The 17,338-nt window shown below is 59.6% G+C and carries 17 protein-coding genes and 1 pseudogene; 16 read left to right on the top strand and 2 right to left on the bottom strand.

What is annotated here, in order from left to right:
• Positions 1–162: 162 nt before the first annotated feature.
• From ACR9ZN_RS04690 to ACR9ZN_RS04630, 13 genes are all read left to right on the top strand, one after another.
• On the top strand, positions 163–1,410 hold the full coding sequence (locus ACR9ZN_RS04690; protein ID WP_481271494.1) for a transporter substrate-binding domain-containing protein: 1,248 nt from the start codon (positions 163–165) through the stop codon (positions 1,408–1,410).
• A gap of 72 nt (positions 1,411–1,482) precedes the next feature.
• Positions 1,483–2,373 (top strand): urea ABC transporter permease subunit UrtB, encoded by an 891-nt coding sequence (gene urtB / locus ACR9ZN_RS04685; protein WP_149250165.1) that lies wholly within the window; start codon positions 1,483–1,485, stop codon positions 2,371–2,373.
• 23 nt (positions 2,374–2,396) lie between these two features.
• On the top strand, positions 2,397–3,491 hold the full coding sequence (urtC, locus tag ACR9ZN_RS04680) for an urea ABC transporter permease subunit UrtC (protein WP_481271493.1): 1,095 nt from the start codon (positions 2,397–2,399) through the stop codon (positions 3,489–3,491).
• Between the two features lie 56 nt (positions 3,492–3,547).
• The gene (gene urtD / locus ACR9ZN_RS04675) at positions 3,548–4,285 is read left to right on the top strand and encodes an urea ABC transporter ATP-binding protein UrtD (RefSeq protein ID WP_434961340.1); all 738 of its coding nucleotides are present in this window, start codon (positions 3,548–3,550) and stop codon (positions 4,283–4,285) included.
• Positions 4,278–4,973: an urea ABC transporter ATP-binding subunit UrtE gene (urtE, locus tag ACR9ZN_RS04670; protein ID WP_441773601.1), complete on the top strand. Its 696-nt coding sequence runs from the start codon at positions 4,278–4,280 to the stop codon at positions 4,971–4,973. The genes urtD and urtE overlap by 8 nt, the downstream gene beginning before the upstream one ends.
• Positions 4,974–5,021: 48 nt before the next feature.
• Positions 5,022–5,474, top strand: a complete 453-nt coding sequence (gene ureE, locus ACR9ZN_RS04665) for an urease accessory protein UreE (protein ID WP_454817487.1) — start codon at positions 5,022–5,024, stop codon at positions 5,472–5,474.
• A complete protein-coding gene (locus ACR9ZN_RS04660) occupies positions 5,471–6,157 on the top strand; it encodes an urease accessory protein UreF (protein WP_454817489.1) in 687 nt (228 codons plus the stop codon). The genes ureE and ACR9ZN_RS04660 overlap by 4 nt, the downstream gene beginning before the upstream one ends.
• A 24-nt stretch (positions 6,158–6,181) precedes the next feature.
• Positions 6,182–6,877 (top strand): urease subunit gamma, encoded by a 696-nt coding sequence (locus ACR9ZN_RS04655; RefSeq protein WP_434960431.1) that lies wholly within the window; start codon positions 6,182–6,184, stop codon positions 6,875–6,877.
• A 16-nt stretch (positions 6,878–6,893) separates the two neighbouring features.
• Positions 6,894–8,606, top strand: a complete 1,713-nt coding sequence (gene ureC, locus ACR9ZN_RS04650; RefSeq protein WP_434960432.1) for an urease subunit alpha — start codon at positions 6,894–6,896, stop codon at positions 8,604–8,606.
• A 4-nt stretch (positions 8,607–8,610) separates the two neighbouring features.
• The gene (gene ureG, locus ACR9ZN_RS04645) at positions 8,611–9,258 is read left to right on the top strand and encodes an urease accessory protein UreG (protein ID WP_434960433.1); all 648 of its coding nucleotides are present in this window, start codon (positions 8,611–8,613) and stop codon (positions 9,256–9,258) included.
• Between the two features lie 50 nt (positions 9,259–9,308).
• Positions 9,309–10,130, top strand: coding sequence for an urease accessory protein UreD (locus ACR9ZN_RS04640; protein ID WP_481271492.1), 822 nt, complete (start codon positions 9,309–9,311; stop codon positions 10,128–10,130).
• Between the two features lie 42 nt (positions 10,131–10,172).
• Positions 10,173–10,775, top strand: coding sequence for a HupE/UreJ family protein (locus ACR9ZN_RS04635; protein WP_454817496.1), 603 nt, complete (start codon positions 10,173–10,175; stop codon positions 10,773–10,775).
• Positions 10,776–10,873: 98 nt separating this feature from the next.
• The gene (locus ACR9ZN_RS04630) at positions 10,874–11,506 is read left to right on the top strand and encodes a helix-turn-helix domain-containing protein (protein ID WP_454817498.1); all 633 of its coding nucleotides are present in this window, start codon (positions 10,874–10,876) and stop codon (positions 11,504–11,506) included.
• A 423-nt stretch (positions 11,507–11,929) separates the two neighbouring features.
• Here ACR9ZN_RS04630 and ACR9ZN_RS04625 read toward each other — a convergent pair whose 3' ends face one another.
• On the bottom strand, positions 11,930–12,523 hold the full coding sequence (locus ACR9ZN_RS04625; RefSeq protein ID WP_454817500.1) for a Urease operon accessory protein: 594 nt from the start codon (positions 12,521–12,523) through the stop codon (positions 11,930–11,932).
• Positions 12,524–12,760: 237 nt separating this feature from the next.
• Here ACR9ZN_RS04625 and ACR9ZN_RS04620 point away from each other — a divergent pair.
• Both ACR9ZN_RS04620 and ACR9ZN_RS04615 read left to right on the top strand, forming a co-directional pair.
• Positions 12,761–12,853 (top strand): annotated as a pseudogene (locus ACR9ZN_RS04620) (IS6 family transposase); the annotation flags it as partial.
• A gap of 209 nt (positions 12,854–13,062) precedes the next feature.
• Complete coding sequence (locus ACR9ZN_RS04615; protein WP_454817502.1) at positions 13,063–14,400, top strand: S41 family peptidase; 1,338 nt, start codon at positions 13,063–13,065, stop codon at positions 14,398–14,400.
• Positions 14,401–14,667: 267 nt separating this feature from the next.
• Here the strand turns inward: ACR9ZN_RS04615 and ACR9ZN_RS04610 are convergent, their stop codons facing one another.
• The gene (locus ACR9ZN_RS04610; protein ID WP_441770536.1) at positions 14,668–15,591 is read right to left on the bottom strand and encodes a nitrilase-related carbon-nitrogen hydrolase; all 924 of its coding nucleotides are present in this window, start codon (positions 15,589–15,591) and stop codon (positions 14,668–14,670) included.
• A 351-nt stretch (positions 15,592–15,942) separates the two neighbouring features.
• Between ACR9ZN_RS04610 and ACR9ZN_RS04605 the strand changes: the two genes are divergently transcribed.
• Positions 15,943–17,106 carry an extracellular catalytic domain type 1 short-chain-length polyhydroxyalkanoate depolymerase gene (locus tag ACR9ZN_RS04605; protein WP_481271951.1) on the top strand — a complete coding sequence of 388 codons (1,164 nt, stop codon included), beginning with the start codon at positions 15,943–15,945 and terminating at the stop codon, positions 17,104–17,106.
• Positions 17,107–17,338: the final 232 nt, after the last annotated feature.

The raw sequence follows: 17,338 nt of genomic DNA, 5'->3' as shown, positions 1-17,338 counted from the left end.
ATTTCATCGTTTTTCGATCGCGGTCTTTCTCCGAATCCGGAGCTTTCGTCCGCGACGACCGCGGTGCGCTCAGGCGCCCGCATGACTTCCGAATGATCCTGCACGGCCGCGAGGGGCGGCACGAAGACAAGGACGCGCACATCGAGGCGCAGAGGAGGGGTAATGAACGACAAGACAAGGCGCACCTTTCTCAAGGTGGGCGGATTGGCAGCTATGGGACTGGCCGCGCCAGCCCTTCTGCGGCTGGGCGATCGGGCCTGGGCAGCCGGAGAGGTGCCGGTTGGCATCATGTATTCGCTCACGGGCACGACGGCGATCGTCGAGAAATCGATGAATCAATGCGCCCAGATGGCAATCGCCGAGATCAATGCCAAAGGAGGCGTGCTCGGTAAGCAATTGCGTCCGGTCATCGAAGATCCAGCTTCCGAACCTCGCACCTATAGCGAAAAGGCGCGCAAGCTGGTGATGGAAGACCAGGTACCCGTCATATTCGGTTGCTACACCACCGCCAGCCGCAAGGCGGTGCTACCCGTGGTCGAGCGTCGCAAGGGCCTGCTGGTGTGGCCGACCTGGTATGAAGGGGAAGAGTGCTCCAAGAACGTACTCTATGCCGGATCGGCTGTCCCAAATCAGCAACTCGAGAATTCTCTGCCGTGGCTGAAGAAGAAACTGGGGCGCAGCAAACTATTCATTGTCGGCTCCGACTATGCCTTTCCCCGAGGCATGGCCAAGACTTCGAAAACGATTTGCCAGACGATCGGCATGGAAGTGGTCGGCGATGAATATCTCCCGCTCGGTCACACCGAATGGGCGTCGATGGTGTCCAAGATCGGGGCCAGCGGGGCTGATGTGATCTTCTCCAATGTCGTCGGAGATTCGATCGTTGCCTTCTATCGCGAGCTGCGCAATCAGGGCTACAGCTTCGATAAGCTGCCTTTGTGTTCGTCGACGACGACCGAAGTCGAAATCAAGGCAATGGGGCCTGAATATGCCCTCGGCAGCTACGTTTCCCTGCCCTATTTCCAGACTGTCGAAACACCGCAGAACCAGGCATTCGTGAAGGCTTTCAAAGCCTATGCCGGCGCTGACGCGGTAACCCATGCGGCGATGGAGGCTGTCTATATCGGCGTTCACATGTGGGCGATGGCGGCGGAAAAGGCCGGCGAATTCACAGCCAAGGGCGTGACTTCGAGCATCGGCGGCATGTCCTTCGAGGCACCGCAGGGCAAGGTCACGATCGACCCGCAAAGCCTTCATAGCTACCTGACGCCGCGGATCGGCAAGACGAGGGCCGATGGCCTGCTCGACATCGTCGATCAATATCCCGAACCGCTACTGCCTCTACCCTATTCCAGCGTCGGGGAAAGCGCGGAAAAGCGTATCTGCACCATAAGCGGCGCATCGCTCTAACGCATCATTGGTCGGAAGCCAGGCCGGTGCAGAACCTGCACTGGCTGCCGGCAACCTGCGATCGGGTTTGAGATGGAAACCTTCGTCATCGGACTGAGCATCGGCTCCATCCTGTTCATGGTCGCGCTTGGCCTTGCGATCATCTACGGGACCATGAAAGTCATCAATCTCGCCCATGGCGAGATGGTGATGATCGGGGCCTATGTCACCGTGCTGGCAACCCGGCATCTGGGCTTGAACATTTACCTGTGCCTGCCTCTGGCATTCATCGTCACGGCGATTTTCGGGCTCGTCATCGAGCGCACGGTCGTCAGCCACCTCTACGGGCGCCTGCTCGACACTTTGCTGGCGACCTGGGGTATTGCGCTCATTCTCCAGCAGCTCATCCGCATCCATTTCGGGCTGGCCCTGTTCGGGGTCACCATCGATGGACTTGGGTCCGATCTGCAGAATGTTCCGGTTCCCGCCGAATTGCAGCAGACATGGCATTTGCTCGGCGCAAACATACCGGTCTATCGGGCCTTCGTTTTTGGTGTCGCTGCGCTTCTGGGAGCCCTGACCTGGTGTCTCCTCTACCGAACACGCTTCGGTAGCCAGCTAAGGGCCGTGTCGGTCGCAAGGAACACGGCAGCTGCCTGCGGTGTCAACGACAAGCGGGTCAATGCACTCGCCTTCGCCTATGGCTGCGGACTTGCCGGGATAGCGGGCGTCCTGGTTTCCGGGTTCAAGACGGTGTCCCCGGATATGGGAACCTCCTATGTCGTCGATGCTTTTCTCGTAGTGGTTGCCGGAGGGGTGGGTCAGTTGCTGGGCACCTTTGCTGCCGCCGGAATGCTTGGCGAGGTCCAGAGCTTCGTCGCCACCTGGCTCAATGATGTGTATGGCCGTACCGTCCTGTTTGTCGTGGTCATCCTCATCCTGCTGTTCAAGCCTCAAGGTCTGTTCGTGACCAAGAGCCGCTGACCCCAACGATCATGGATGAGCGCATGACATACCGAAATATTTCCATTGCCGCCTACATAGTGTTCTTCGCGGTGGTATTCGCCCTCCCGTTCCTGCTCAGCAGCTTTTGGACCAACCGGGTTGCAACCTATCTCGTGTACGCAATCTGCGCCGTCGGTATAAGCCTGGCTTGGGGGTACACGGGAATACTCAGTCTGGGCCAGGGCCTCTTCTTCGGGATGGGCGCCTATATGCTGGCAATGTCGCTCACGCTGGCCGCGCCGGAAAACAACCCGGTGCCGGAGCTCATGTTGCTCAATATGCAGCCAGATGCCGTGCGCGACCTGTGCTGCGTGACTCCCGGCTCTTTTCTCTGGATCCCGTTCAGATGGCTCGCGATCGGGGTGATGGCAGGATTGCTGGTGCCGTGCGCCCTGGCTGCGGGGCTTGGCTATGTCATGTTCAAGCGACGGACGACGGGCGTCTATGTCAGCATCATCACCTTGGCGTTTGCCCTGATCGGACAGTTGCTGGTAATCAACAATCAGCCCTTGACGGGCGGCTTCAATGGCCTGGCCAATTTTGCGCCCTTGACGATTGCCGGCTTTGAATTCGATCCCTACGGACCCAGTGTCTACTATGCCGTCGCCGGTGTGCTGTTCCTGGTCGTGCTCGGGCTGCGCCTGCTTCTTTCCGCCAGGATCGGACAGATTCTCAAGGCCATCCGCGAGGACGAGGCGCGTGCCCGCTATCTGGGCTATGACGTCGAGAGCTACAAATTGTTCGTGTTCTGCCTCTCGGCCATCATTGCGGGGCTGGCCGGCATGTTGTTTACGCTCACGGCGGAGTTCGCTTCGCCCTCCCTGATGGCGACCTCCTTCAGCATCTCGATGGTGATCTGGGCAGCAACGGGCGGACGGGCGTCGCTGCTCGGGGCCTGCATCGGCGCCTTGCTGGTGAACTTCGTCGGGTCCTACGCCAGCGAGAATGCGGTGTTTCAGCCGGTTTGGCCGATCATCCTGGGCGGATTGTTCGTTTTCGTGGTGCTGGTGATGCCCAACGGTATTGCGGGCGTCATCAAGGCGTGGCTCGAACGTTCACCTCGCAAGCGTGCCTCCGGGCGGGAGGCCTACCCATGAACGCGGTGACCAGAATAGCGGCCGCGCAATCGAAGGCTACCAAACCGCCTATTCTCATGACTCGCCAGCTCACCGTCCGCTTCGATGACTTTCCGGCAGTGAGCAATGTCGACCTGTCCATCGAAGACGGTGAACTCAGGGTCATTATTGGCGCAAACGGTGCTGGCAAGTCGACGCTGCTCGATCTGTTGTGCGGAAAGGTATTGCCGTCCGAAGGAGAGATCTGGCTGAACGACCGCAACATCACCGGCATTGGTGAGGCCGCGATTGCGCGCAGTGGTGTCGGGCGGAAATTCCAGACACCAACCGTCTTCAAGGAAATGACGGTGCTCGAGAACCTGCAAATAGCAAGCAACCGGTACGTCAAGGTTCGCGACAATTTGTTTCGGCGCTTCTCACGCCGGCCGACCGACAGGGAGTTGGCGGTCGCCGACCGAACGGGGCTGACCTCCTTCATGATGCGCCGGGCTGGGGAATTGTCCCACGGACAACTTCAATGGCTGGAACTCGCCATGGTCCTCAGCCAGGATCCCAAGGTCATTCTTCTCGACGAGCCAGCGGCGGGAATGACTGCCGCCGAAACCGACAAGACGGCCGAACTCCTGCTGTCGCTGGCCGGTGAACACACCGTGCTCGTCATCGAGCACGACATGGCGTTCGTTCGCAGGATCTGCCGCACCATTACCGTTCTCCATCAAGGCGCGGTCCTGGCGGAGGGAACGGCGGACGACATCGAAAAAAATCCCGCTGTCATTGAAGCCTATCTCGGTTCGGCGACGCTCAGCCATGCTTAAGATCAGCCACGTCAATGCCTTCTACGGCACGAGCCACATCATCCACGATCTCGACCTGGAGATCCGCAAGGGCGAGACCTTCTGCCTCCTGGGGAGGAACGGTGTCGGCAAGACCACATTGCTGCGCAGTCTTCTTGGAATCGGGGTACGCACCACGGGCAGCATCCAATTTCAGGGCAGCGAAATCAGCCAGTCTCTGACCCATGATCGCGCCCGGCGCGGAATTGGCTACGTGCCGCAAGGGCGGGAAATCGTTCCCGGCATGAGCGTTCTCGACAACATCCTTCTGGGTTGCAATGCACGTACCGACGGCAAGGTCGAGGTGCCGCCGCTGGTGTGGAGCCTCTTTCCATTCCTGAAGGACCATCTCGGCCGTCGCGGAACCAATTTGTCGGGTGGCCAGCAGCAGCAGCTGGCTATCGCTCGCGCTCTCGCCACCGATCCAAGTCTCCTGGTCCTCGACGAGCCCACCGAGGGCATTCAGCCCAACATCGTCGAGGACATCGAGAGAGCGATCATCGCCCTCAACCGCGATCATGGCCTGACGATCATCCTGGTCGAACAGAAGATCCGCTTTGCTCGAACGGCGGCCCACCGCTTCGCCATCCTCGAAAAGGGGCGTGTCGCGGCGGCCGGACCGACCAGCGAACTCACCCAAGAAGTCGTCCATCGACACATGAGCCTGTAGCGCACCGCAAGGACAGGCGCTGCAACCAGACAATGGGAGGAACCCAGCATGCTTCGCATCGAGAGCCTTGTCGGCGCCAGCACGGATCCCGGCCTGCATGAGCATCTTCATCATCTCGAACATCACGGTGATCTGGAAGTGGTCAAGATCGCGGTCGGGGATCTCGATCGTCGACGCCTGCTCGCCCGGACCGAACGTGGTGAAGAACTCGCTATCGCGCTTCCGCGCGACCAGAAGCTGTTCGACGGGGCCGTGCTGCTCATGGAAGCGAAGAGAGCCATCGTCGTCAAAGCCGGCGAACAGCGCTGGCTCAGGCTCTCACCGCGTGCTGCCGAAGAGGCGCTGGAACTTGGATATCATGCCGGCAATCTGCATTGGCGCGTGCGTTTCGAGGGCAGGGACCTGCTGGTGTCGCTGGATGGCCCGGCCGCCGATTATATCGCGCGCATAGAACCGCTGGTTAGGAGCGGGCGTGTTCTCGCGGCTGAAGAGCAGCAATGAACACGGCCGATCCGGAGCAATTGCTGGTGGCTCTGCAGCACGCCGACAGCCAGTTCCCGTCGGGGGGCTTTGCCTTCTCACAGGGACTGGAAGCCTCCGCCCTTTTGAGAGAGATGCTGGGCGGTTGGGACCTGGCCGAGTTCGTGCTTACCCAGCTCCGCCATCGCTGGGCCGGCGCCGATCGCGTCGCCTTGATCAGGGCCCATCGTTGTGCAGGCGAATTGTCGAGCGTTACCGAATTGGATCTCGAAGTCGAGGCGTCGACCTTCGTGGAAGGCCTCAGGATCGGTTCGCGTCGCAACGGCATGGCGCTGCTGACGACCCACGCGCGTATCGCCACGTCCAGAGCGTCGGACTATCGAACCTTGGTGCGTGACGGTTCCGCCTGCGGGCATCTGGCGGTCGTGCAGGGCCTGCTCTGGGGGGCGATCGGGCTCGACGAAACCGCGGCTGCAACGATGAGCGGCTATCAGGCTGCCGCATCGCTTAGCACCGCCACGATCAGATTGGGCCTGATCGGCGCCATCGAGGCGCAGGCCATCCTCACCTCGGCCCTGCCGGTCATTGCTGCCATTTGCCGGGAACCGGTGGCTGCCAACGAGCCGATCCGTTCATTCAATCCGCTGACTGAAATCGCCGTCGCCTTTCAACGCGATGGCGGTCAGCGGCTGTTCTCCAATTAGCCCGACTAAAGAGGGAGCGCATTCATGTTGCTGACACCCACTGAATTGGAACGCCTCACCATCTTCACGGCCGCAGAACTCGCCCGCAAACGACGCGCCAAAGGTCTCAGGCTCAATTATCCGGAAGCCGTGGCCCTGATTTCCGACGAGATCCTCGAGGGGGCGCGCGAGGGGCGCTCTGTGGCGGAAATGATGGCGTTGGGGTCGCAAATTCTCACGCAGGACGATGTCATGTCAGGCGTAGCCGCGATGCTCCCCATGTTGCAGGTGGAGGCGACCTTCAAGGATGGCACCAAGCTCGTCACGGTTCACGACCCCCTGCGCCCCGCGCCCGACGGTCCTCACGACACGTTTGAGCCGGGAGAAATCGTCAGCGAAGAAGGCGAAATCGAGCTCAATGCCGGCCGGGAAAAGCGGTCGCTTCGGGTGGTCAACACGGGTGACCGTCCCGTGCAGATCGGCTCCCATTACCATTTCTTCGAGGTCAACCGGGCACTGGAATTCGACCGCGCCGCCGCCTTCGGCATGCGCCTCGACATCGCGGCCGGTACGGCGGTGCGCTTTGAACCTGGACAGGAAAGGGAAGTGGAACTCACCACCTTTGGCGGCAGCCAGACGCTCTCCGGGCTGAACGCGTTGTCCAATGGCTCGGCCCGGGATCCCAAAGTCAAAGAGGCTGCCCTGGAACGCGCCCGCGGCGCTGGCTTTCGTGGCGCTTGAAAAGGAGAAGACAGATATGGCCTCTCTCTCCCGGCGCGATTATGCCGCGATGTATGGACCAACCCTGGGCGACGGTTTCCGGTTGGGTGACACCTCGCTCATCGCCGTGGTCGAGAAGGACTACGCCACCTATGGCGACGAATGTCTCCACGGTGGGGGAAAGACATTGCGCGATGGTGCGGGTCTTGCCGCGGGTGTGACCAGCGCCGAAGGGGCGCTGGACTTTCTCTTGTGCAACGTCACCGTGATCGATGCCGTGCTCGGGATCGTCAAGGGCGATCTCGGCATCAAGGAAGGGCGCATTGTCGGCATCGGCAAGGCCGGTAATCCAGCGATCATGGACAATGTCGATCCTCGTCTGATCGTTTCGGCGGCGACGACGGTGCGCGATTGCGAGGGCCTCATTGCCACGGCCGGGGCGCTCGATGTCCATGTTCATTTCGACAGCGCCCAGCTTTGCGAACACGCAATCGCCTCGGGCATCACCACGATGCTGGGCGGTTCGCTCGGGCCCATCACCGTCGGCATCGATTGCGGCGGCGCCTTCAATGTCGGCAAGATGCTGCAGGCCGCAGAACAATGGCCGATCAATTTCGGTTTCCTCGGCCGTGGCAATTCGCACAAGCCCGCCTCGCTGATCGAGCAGATCGAAACGGGATGTCTCGGCCTCAAATTGCATGAGGATTGGGGCACGATGCCCGCCTCCATCGATACCTGCCTGTCGGTCGCCGACGATATGGACTTTCCTGTCCAAATTCATACCGACACGCTGAACGAGTCCGGCTTCCTGGAAGATACCCTGGCAGCCATCAAAGAGCGCACCATCCACATGTACCACACCGAAGGTGCGGGAGGCGGTCATGCGCCCGACATCATCCGCGTCGCCGGTGTGCCATGGTGCCTTCCATCTTCCACCAATCCCACCAATCCCTACACGGTCAACACCTTCGACGAACATCTCGATATGACGATGGTGTGCCATCATCTCAACCCGTCCATACCCGAGGACGTGGCCTTCGCGGAAAGCCGCATCCGGGCGCAGACGATCGCCGCCGAAGACGTCCTGCACGATATCGGCGCGATATCGATGCTGGGATCCGACAGCCAGGGCATGGGCCGCATCAACGAGGTCATCTGCAGGACCTGGCAGCTCGCCGACAAGATGAAGCAGCAAAGAGGGCGCCTGCCCGAGGAGAAGACGCGTCTTGGCGACAATGAGCGGATCAAACGCTACGTCGCGAAATACACCATCAATGCGGCACGCACCTTTGGCATCGCAGACCATGTCGGTTCGCTCGAGGACGGCAAGATCGCGGATATCGTGATTTGGCGCCCGGCCTTCTTTGGCATCAAGCCCGAACTGGTCATCAAGGGCGGTTTCATAGCCTGGGGCGCGATGGGGGACAGCGCAGCCTCGCTGATGACCTGCGAACCTCTCTTGTTGCGTCCGCAATGGGGAGCGTTCGGACGGGCCAAACAGGCCTTGTCGGCCTGTTTCGTCAATCCGGCCGCAATCGACCGTGGGCTGGCCTCCACGCTCGATTTGAAGAAGGCGCTGTTGCCCTCCCGGGGATCGAGGCAGCTGTCCAAGAAGGACATGCTCCATAACGACGTCTGCCCCCAGATACGTGTCGATCCCCAGACCTTCGATGTCTTTGTCGATGGCGAGCTTGCCACATGTGAGCCGGCGCGGGAGCTGCCGCTGGCACAACGCTATATGCTGAGGTGACGCCATGGACGCGACATATCTATTGAAGGATCGGCCGTCGACCCGCGTGGGTGCTGCCCGGGTTGGCATTGGCGGGCCGGTCGGGTCGGGCAAGACGGCGCTTATCGAACAGCTGATCCCTGCCTTTGCGGCAAGAGGTGTCTCGCTGGCGGTCGTCACCAACGATCTCGTGACGGCGGAAGATGCCGAGCGTCTGCGGCGTTCCGGCCTGATCGATCCGGCGAGGGTTGCGGCTGTCGAGGCCGGGGCGTGTCCGCACACGGTCATTCGGGAAGATCCCACTCTCAACATTGCCGCTGCCGACGAGCTGGAGCTGCTCTTTCCCGATGCCGAACTGATCCTGATCGAGAGCGGCGGCGACAATCTGGCCTCCACCTTCTCGCTGGACCTCGTCGATTGGTGGATGTTCGTCATCGACGTCGCCGGTGGCGACGACATTCCCCGCAAGAATGGCCCGGGCGTGCTCAAATGTGATCTGCTGGTGATCAACAAGAGCGATCTGGCTCCCTATGTCGGTGTCGATCTCGATCGCATGACAGGCGAGGCCGCTGCCGCCCGCCGTGGTCGCCCCCTGGTGCTGACCAATTGCCGCAAAGCCGAGGGTATCGATGCAATTGTCGATCGTATTCTGGCCGAAGTGTTGTTCCGATGACGCAGCATTGGCAGCCTCAAGCATTGCATCTCGACCCGGGCCTGCGGACAATGGCCGAGTTCCGCGGCCGCTTCGAACTGGATTTCGTTCGCCACGGCGCACGAACGACGCTTGCACGCCAATTTGTCTCCTACCCTTTTCATTTGACCCGGCCCTTTCGGCTGGATCCAGACATTCCGTCGCTACTCACGCTCTACCAGCAATCGTCATCCGGCGGCCTTTATCGAGGGGAGCGGCTCTCCTGCCGATTTCGCGTTGCAGCAGGTGCCGCCGCCCATATAACGACCCAAGCTGCCACGATCGTCCATGACTGCCAGGGCCAGCCCGCTCGTCAGAATACCGCCATCCGGGTCGAGAGCGGCGGTTTCCTGGCCTATGCGCCTGACCCGCTCGTGCTCTTTCCTGGTGCGTTTTTTGCTGCCGGGCTGGAGGCTAGCCTGGCCGATGACGCAGTCCTGTTCCTTTGCGATGCTTTCAGCATGCATGACCCCAGGGCCGAAGGGCGCTGTTTCGATCGGCTCAGTTCGGACGTGGTGATCCGGGATCGTGGCGGAAGGCTGGCCGTGCGGGACTGCTTCCAGCTCGTCGGCGATGCGCTACGCGATCGGGCTTCTCCGATGGGCCGCTGGCAGGTCATGGCAAGCTATCTCATTCTCGGGCCCTCTTCCCGTCTGCCGTCCCAAGCCGACCTGCAGAGCTCGCATGTCGAGGGCGGCTCGATCATTGGTGTGAGTGCGCTCCCCAATGCGGCCGGCTGGGGCATTCGCTGCCTTGCCGCAGATGCGATTGCGGCTCGTAAGGCCTCCGATCGGCTGTTCTCACTGTGTTGCCAAGCCGTATTCGGCCATTCGCCCATGCCCCGGAGAAAATAACGCCTCGGGGACGTTGACTGATTTTATAAAGGAGACATGCCCATGAAATCCCGTTGCACCGCCCCATTGCTTGCCGCGATCCTTGTTGGCGCCATGACAGCCACGGCCAATGCCCATACGGGTGTTGGAGCGACCAGCGGGCTCGCGCATGGTTTCCTTCATCCTGTCAGTGGACCGGATCATGTCCTAGCCATGGTCACTGTCGGCCTGTTTGCTGCCCAATTGGGCGGGCGGGCAATCTGGCTCGTACCCCTGAGTTTTGTCTGCGTCATGGCATTCGGCGGCGCCTTGGGGCTTGTTGGCGTGACCTTGCCGTTCGTTGAACTGGGCATTGGTCTGTCCGTGGTGGTGCTGGGCGCGATCGTTGCTTTGCGATTGCGTGCTGCCATACCCGTGGCGATGGCCCTTGTCGGCTTTTTTGCGATCTTTCATGGGTATGCGCATGGAGCCGAGATGCCAGAAAATGTCGGAGGCTTCACCTATGGCGTGGGTTTCGTGCTTGGAACGGCTTTGCTGCATGCAATTGGCGTGGGAACGGGCTTTGCAATCGGCAATCTGCGGGAGGGGCGGGGCGAACTCATGGTTCGTTCCACGGGCGCTCTCATCGCAATTGCCGGCGTCGTTCTTCTCGGCGGTCTGGCTTAGACAGCCATGCGCGTCGCCGTTACCAAAGTTCTGATCACCGTCATCCATGGGCGTGACAAAGGCCCAGGCTATATCGGCCTGAGCCAATTGCTTCTTCCATGGATGAATTTGCAGCACCATTCGATCGGGAGGGTCGGTTGTCAATCAGGAGAAAGAAGGAACGCCTTCCGGTTGTAATTGGACGAGAACTGCGAGCCTGCAGAGAACGCGAGGGAATTTCGGCCGTGGACTTGGCTCGTGCGGCGCGGATATCGGGGGGGACACTGTCAAAAATCGAGCATGGCACCATTACGGCGTCGCTGACAATTATACAGTCCCTCTCTCGAATTCTTGGCGTCTCTCTCTCCACGCTGATGCGGCGCGCCGAACAGCATCGAAGCGCCATATTCGTAAGGCGAGATCACGCGACTTCTCCCGTAAATCGTAATCTACTTGAGATGCGTGCAAGTTATCTACTTGGTGAAATCAAGAATGATTCAAGTCATTTTCAATTAAATTCGTCTATAATTCTCTTGGAAGATTGTGGTATTGGTTTCGAATTGGTGCAAAAGAAGGGAAATTTCCTCGTTTATGTGCTGGAAGGGGAGATGATATATCGGCATGATACAAAGTATTATGCATTGACACCAGGAGATAGTTTATTCTTTGATGCGAGCTGGTTGCATGGACCGGATCGTGTTGTCAGTGGCCCAGCAATATTTTTGCAGGTACATTCCAATTTTGTAATATGATTTTTGATTTTTCATTCAGATTTGACAATTTTACCTTGGCATAAAAATTGATATGTTGGATTATTTGGCCAAAAAATTCTTTATGCATTGTAATTTTAATTTGGAATTAAGCTATCTGTCGATACTTTTTGTCTTTTATGCCTAATATATACTCAAGAATGAGGTTCGCCGGGGCGGCTAAGCATGACTACGTCATGCTGGAGGCGACAAGGCCGCGGGCCTCGCAAGGATTCTTCCGCATGGGTGCTTAGTAGGCAACGCGGACTCGGCTCGTGAGACCATTGGGATCGACAAGCAGGACTGTCAGGAATTTCGTGCGTAGGTTGCTGCTTGACCGTCGGGCCGCCATGGCCCCGATGAACCACTCTCTGAAGAGTGCTACGAGTTGAGCTTGGAACATAGCCGCTCATGGGCTGGGCTCTCTTAAAGGCGAGTTACCCGACCAAGACGGATATAGTGGTCCACGAGGGTCTTTTCTGCAGAAAAAGGATGCCACTTCCACCCTTGGTGGGTAAAGCCGGCGAGAATGACAGGAAGGTCCGGGAAACGTCGGAGAACATAGTGGAGGGCAAGCATTCCGCTGCTCGGTACCACATAGCGCGGGGGGCCAAAATCCGCCAGATTGTGATCGACTTCATCATGGATATTGTGATCAAAAACGACAAAATTCTTGCCAAGGGCGGCGGAATAGGCGGCGAACCTCGATGTGTGATCGTCGCAAAAGTCAGCAAGGCCGGGCCACTGATCTATGATGGAATCCCTTAATTCGAGAAATTTGGCTGGATTGCGCACGCACCAAAATTCGCGGGCCTCGCGGATCGCCAGATGGGATCGCCATTTGGCAGAGGTCGCCAACGAGCGGCCGGATCGGCCGGTATTGCAGACGGCTACGGCATGTGTAGGGCCCGGTAGCTCGCCATAAGACCGGCAGTCGTTGAACCGGACAACGAAGTTGGCCTGATCGATAAGGGACACTGCGTCAGGAGAGATGGGACCGTTGCCAACCAAGAGGATCATGCAGCAGCCAAATAAGACCGTAGCGCCCGATGACCGGGAACACGATAGCGCGAACTCACAGGATTGTGTCGCAAATTCACGGATGGAACGCAAACGCGTTTTCACCAGACACGTTTCAGAGAAACCACTTCGCGGTCGGAAGGCCTTGGTGCTCGGCCACCTCACAGTCCGCCATGTCTCCGATGCGGACCCAAGCCGTGCCCAGCCTCAAATCGACTGCCAGCGCAGCGACAGTCTGGGATCGAAATGGTTCACATGATGCGGAAACGGCAGGCGAGGTATGCCTGTGATCCGGTACGACTGCTCGCCAATCGGTTCGAATTCCTCGCTGACCGAATACCGTATCCGATGGCCTTTTTGTCCAAGCACGCGTTTGCGACGCAGCTCATTGGTTGGATGGCGCCGAACGAGCAACAAAATGCGGCCATAATCGAGGTATCATTTTCGCTGGCGCTTACCCGGGGCAAAGTGAAGTGGGGATGGAAGGCGCACCGAGTTCGTTTGGACTCAAGCTTGGCTTCCAACAGAAGAGTTCCCCCATGCGTAATCTTGCCCTCATGTTGACGGGAGCAGCCCTTGGCGCTCTCGGCACGGTCGCGCTGACGCAATCCCCTGTTTCCTTTGTCGGCCGTGCCCAGGCGTCCCTGGCGGATAGCTACAAGCAGCTCAACCTGTTCGGCGACGTGTTCGAGCGGGTGCGTTCGGATTATGTCGAGCAGCCCGAGGATGGCAAGCTGGTGGAAGCGGCCATCAACGGCATGCTGACCTCGCTCGATCCGCATTCGAGCTATATGGATGCCAAGAGCTTCCAGGACATGCAGGAGCAGACCAAGGGCGAGTTCGGTGGCCTCGGCATCGAGGTCACCATGGAGGACAATGCTCTCAAGGTTGTATCGCCGATCGATGACTCGCCCGCCTCCAAAGCTGGAATCCTCGCGGGTGACGTGATCACTGCGCTCGATGGTGATGCGGTGCAGGGCATGGGCATGCAGCAGGCCGTCGACAAGATGCGCGGCGCCGTCAACACGCCGATCACGCTGAAGATCCTGCGGGCGGGCAAGGGAGCTCCCTTCGACGTCAAGCTCGTGCGCGACATCGTCAAGGTCGCTTCGGTGAGAGATGAGAAACTCGGCAATGATATCGGCTATATCCGCATCAGCCAGTTCACCGAGCAGACCTTCGACGGCCTGAAGAGAAGCATCGACAAGCTGAGCAAGGAAATCGGCCCGGACAAGCTCAAGGGTTTTGTCATCGACCTGCGTAACAATCCGGGCGGCCTGCTCGACCAGGCCGTATCCGTTTCCGGCGCCTTTCTGGGGCGAGGAGAGGTCGTTTCGACGCGGGGACGCCAGGCCGACGACGTGCAACGCTTCACGGCGAGCGGCCCCGATCTCACCAAGGGCAAACCCATCGTGGTGCTGGTCAATGGCGGCTCGGCTTCGGCATCGGAGATCGTCGCCGGCGCCCTGCAGGACCACAAGCGCGCCACCATCCTGGGTACGCGCTCCTTCGGCAAGGGCTCGGTGCAGACCATCATTCCGCTGCAGGACAATGGCGCGCTGCGCCTGACCACGGCGCGCTATTACACCCCGTCCGGCCGCTCGATCCAGGCCAAGGGCATCGAACCGGAGATCGTGGTTCAGGAGAACGTGCCCGACGACCTCAAGGGCAGTGACCAGACCAAGGGCGAATCCGGTCTCAAGGGCCATCTGGCCAATCCGGATGCCGACAACAAGTCGGAGGAAGGCGGCTCCTCGGCCTATGTGCCCGCCAACGAGAAGGACGATACCCAGCTCAACAAGGCGATCGACCTGCTGCATGGTGCGCAGAAGAGCGCCTATTTCCCGCCGGATCCGAAGGCGGGCGTGCCGAACTGACGGGCTTTCAGCCCGACTCGGCTATCGCCTGCTCGATGGGCCGGTCCGGCAATGGCTTAAACAATGTTTTAGCGACCTCGTTTCGCTCGAAAAATTGCACATCAATAAAATCAAGCACTTACAATCGCAGATTCAAATCAGGGGTTCCGTACCCTGCAACCAATAGCAGAAGCCGTTGATGGAAGGAGCTGAGAGAGAAGGAGAAGCGGCAAGGCCCAGGACTCGTTGATCAGAGCCAAAAGATGACGGCCGCTTCGAATCGGAAAGCTACGACGCCGCCGGATCGTTGATAATAACATGGTCGGCCGACCATGAACTGGGCCACACCTCTGCCTCGGCAGCCCCGTGGCGCATCTTGCGGCAGTAGCCGACCGGCAAATCATGCGCGATGAGGATGGGGCTCAAGCCCGATGCGGCCGCATGCGGCCCGAGCGCCGCTGCAATGCCGGTATAGCCGAGTGCCCCGTCGCACGGCACGTAAGCGCAAGCGCCGCCCATGACGACGTCGGTTGCCGGGTTGCTGCCTGGCGTGCCGACGGCGCCGACGACACAAACGACAGTCTGAAGTTCGGTCGCTCGCGCATAGGCACAGCTGAACACGCGGTAATAGCCCGAGATCAGTCCCGTCTTGGCTGGAATGAGAATCAGATCGAGGTCGAGTTTGCCGAGGCGGGCCCACAGCGACGTGAATTCCACATCGAGGCAGATCAGTATCGCAATGCGCAAGCCCGCCCACTCGATAATCTCGACGTCGGTTCCAGGCGACAGCAGCCAGCCCTGCGGGTCCATCTCGCTCGGCGTAAGGCAGAGCTTGTCCTGGCTAACCTCGCGCCCGTCCGGAAGGAAAAGCCAGGCTCGGTTCGCGTAGCGCGTACTGCCTTTCTCGTCGATGAGTGCGTGCGGCATTGTACCCGGCAGCAGGGCCACATTGTAGCGCGCTGCAAGTGGGCGCAACATGACAAGCGCTTCCACGGCTTGCGCGGCGAGCCAGGGCAACTGATCTGGCACCGTAAGCCCGGGCGGAGAGAAACTGAGCCACTGCATACAGGCGAATTCAGGCAGAGCGAGGATTTGCGGTGTGGACGACGAGAATTCCATCATCTTCGCTTCAACGAACCCGACCCAGGCCTCCAGGCTAACAGCCGATACTTCAAGATTCGTAGCCCACATCGCGACGGATAACGTGTCCATGGTCCATCTCCTGCTGTCGAACCCGAACAATTCATGCGCTGGAGTTGTTATGGCGCTGTATGAATAATGCCGGAATTATTTCCAGTACGCCGTTATTGCTGCCGGTGCGTCATATTTGCTCGAATGACCTAGGAAAGTGATATCGGATTAATCAAGCTAGGAACATGGCAAGAACGAGTCGATGGAGGTCGATGTCGGCATATTGCCGTCCCGGCTAGCAAAGGCAGCTCTCGTCTGGTGTTCATGGACGATTTCCAATCCAGTTTTTTGTGCAGTGCAGCAACGATATTGCTGCAGATGCGTTGTTCCCGTTGCCGTTCAATTCCGGGCGTCAAAACAGAGACAGCCACATTGCGAAAAATCTCCGATACGATCGCGCGCCTAAGCGCGTTGCACATGCAACGCTCCGTTCAAGCCCTGGACCATGGAAAGCAAGACCGCCTCAAGGTTCTGACGGACTTTGGCTCCAATTCGGGGGCGCTGAAGGGCAAATTCTACCTTCCGATCGACTTGCCAGAGAATGCGCCGCTTGTCGTCGTGCTCCATGGCTGCACCCAAAATGCCTCCGCATACGACCATCATTCCGGATGGTCTCGGCTTGCCGACGACGCCGGCTTTGCCCTGCTTTTTCCCGAGCAACAGCGTACCAACAATCCGAACCTTTGTTTCAACTGGTTTGAGCCTGGAGACACCAGGCGTAACTCCGGTGAAGCGCTCTCGATTTGGCAGATGATCGAGGCGATGGTCCTTACGCACGGGATCGATCGACAGCGCATCTTCGTCACCGGGCTTTCAGCCGGCGGCGCAATGGCGGGGACCATGCTGGCGACGTATCCGGAGGTCTTTGCCGGCGGGGCAATCATCGCAGGGTTGCCGTATGGCAGCGCGGCGACGGTCCCGGAGGCGTTCGATCGCATGCGCGGCCACGGCGGCCCGACGGCGCAAGATCTGCAGCGGCTCCTCCATCGTGCTTCGGACCACCGTGGACCGTGGCCGAAGATATCGATCTGGCAAGGCACGGCCGACCACACGGTTGCCCCTTCCAACGCGGAAGCAATCGCCCTTCAATGGCAGGACGTGCACAGGTTGAAAAATACCCCGGCACGTTCGGAAACCACCGGTGCCCATGCAAGACAGGTCTGGTGCGATGCTTCCGGTGAGGCGGTCGTCGAGATCAGGATGATCGCGGGAATGGGGCACGGAACACCCGTCGGAGATGGCTTGGGCACTCCCGGACCCTACATGCTCGATATTGGCATCTCGTCCACGCGCGAGATCGCGCGTTTCTGGGGCATCGACGCGACGCAGGCGAGCGATTCGACCCCATCGAAGCCCATCGTGGCTGCAACAGAAGTGCCGCCATCAAGCATGCCGTCGCCGGTCGCGGAAAAGACGATGGCGAGACTTCCAGCCCCGTCGGACGGTGGTCTATCCGTGCCTCGATTGGAGACAGACCGGCGTGGCGTACGGACAATCATCGAAGATGCGCTTCGGGCGGCGGGCTTGATGCGTTGATGTAGGCATCACGGTGTAAAGACCTCGCGCGTGCTCTGCGGCTGCTGTCTGAGCCTGAACGGGCAGAGTAGGGGGCTCTTGGTTTCGATGAGCCCGCGGATGGTCGGATTGGGCCCGATCTGAAAGTCGCCGAACGTCCAGGATGCGGGCGTAGCTTCCCTGAGGCAATGGATATGTCGTGGATCAACCGATGAAGTCTACGGCATGATGCAGACCGACATGCCCCAGTCGC

This window comes from Labrys sp. HAY1-8F (assembly GCF_056754975.1).
The sequence above is the reverse complement of the archived record's forward strand: the minus strand, read 5'-3'. Positions and strand labels throughout refer to the sequence as shown.

Coding starts and splice junctions, on each gene's coding strand:
- ACR9ZN_RS04660 (WP_454817489.1), top strand. CDS start 5,471: ATGAACACGGCCGATCCGGAGCAATTGCTGGTGGCTCTGCAGCACGCC.
- urtE (WP_441773601.1), top strand. CDS start 4,278: ATGCTTAAGATCAGCCACGTCAATGCCTTCTACGGCACGAGCCACATC.
- ACR9ZN_RS04640 (WP_481271492.1), top strand. CDS start 9,309: ATGGCCGAGTTCCGCGGCCGCTTCGAACTGGATTTCGTTCGCCACGGC.
- ACR9ZN_RS04615 (WP_454817502.1), top strand. CDS start 13,063: ATGCGTAATCTTGCCCTCATGTTGACGGGAGCAGCCCTTGGCGCTCTC.
- ACR9ZN_RS04625 (WP_454817500.1), bottom strand. CDS start 12,523: ATGATCCTCTTGGTTGGCAACGGTCCCATCTCTCCTGACGCAGTGTCC.
- ACR9ZN_RS04690 (WP_481271494.1), top strand. CDS start 163: ATGAACGACAAGACAAGGCGCACCTTTCTCAAGGTGGGCGGATTGGCA.
- ureC (WP_434960432.1), top strand. CDS start 6,894: ATGGCCTCTCTCTCCCGGCGCGATTATGCCGCGATGTATGGACCAACC.
- ACR9ZN_RS04630 (WP_454817498.1), top strand. CDS start 10,874: ATGGATGAATTTGCAGCACCATTCGATCGGGAGGGTCGGTTGTCAATC.
- urtB (WP_149250165.1), top strand. CDS start 1,483: ATGGAAACCTTCGTCATCGGACTGAGCATCGGCTCCATCCTGTTCATG.
- ureE (WP_454817487.1), top strand. CDS start 5,022: ATGCTTCGCATCGAGAGCCTTGTCGGCGCCAGCACGGATCCCGGCCTG.
- ACR9ZN_RS04655 (WP_434960431.1), top strand. CDS start 6,182: ATGTTGCTGACACCCACTGAATTGGAACGCCTCACCATCTTCACGGCC.
- ACR9ZN_RS04635 (WP_454817496.1), top strand. CDS start 10,173: ATGAAATCCCGTTGCACCGCCCCATTGCTTGCCGCGATCCTTGTTGGC.
- ACR9ZN_RS04610 (WP_441770536.1), bottom strand. CDS start 15,591: ATGGACACGTTATCCGTCGCGATGTGGGCTACGAATCTTGAAGTATCG.
- urtD (WP_434961340.1), top strand. CDS start 3,548: ATGACTCGCCAGCTCACCGTCCGCTTCGATGACTTTCCGGCAGTGAGC.
- ureG (WP_434960433.1), top strand. CDS start 8,611: ATGGACGCGACATATCTATTGAAGGATCGGCCGTCGACCCGCGTGGGT.
- urtC (WP_481271493.1), top strand. CDS start 2,397: ATGACATACCGAAATATTTCCATTGCCGCCTACATAGTGTTCTTCGCG.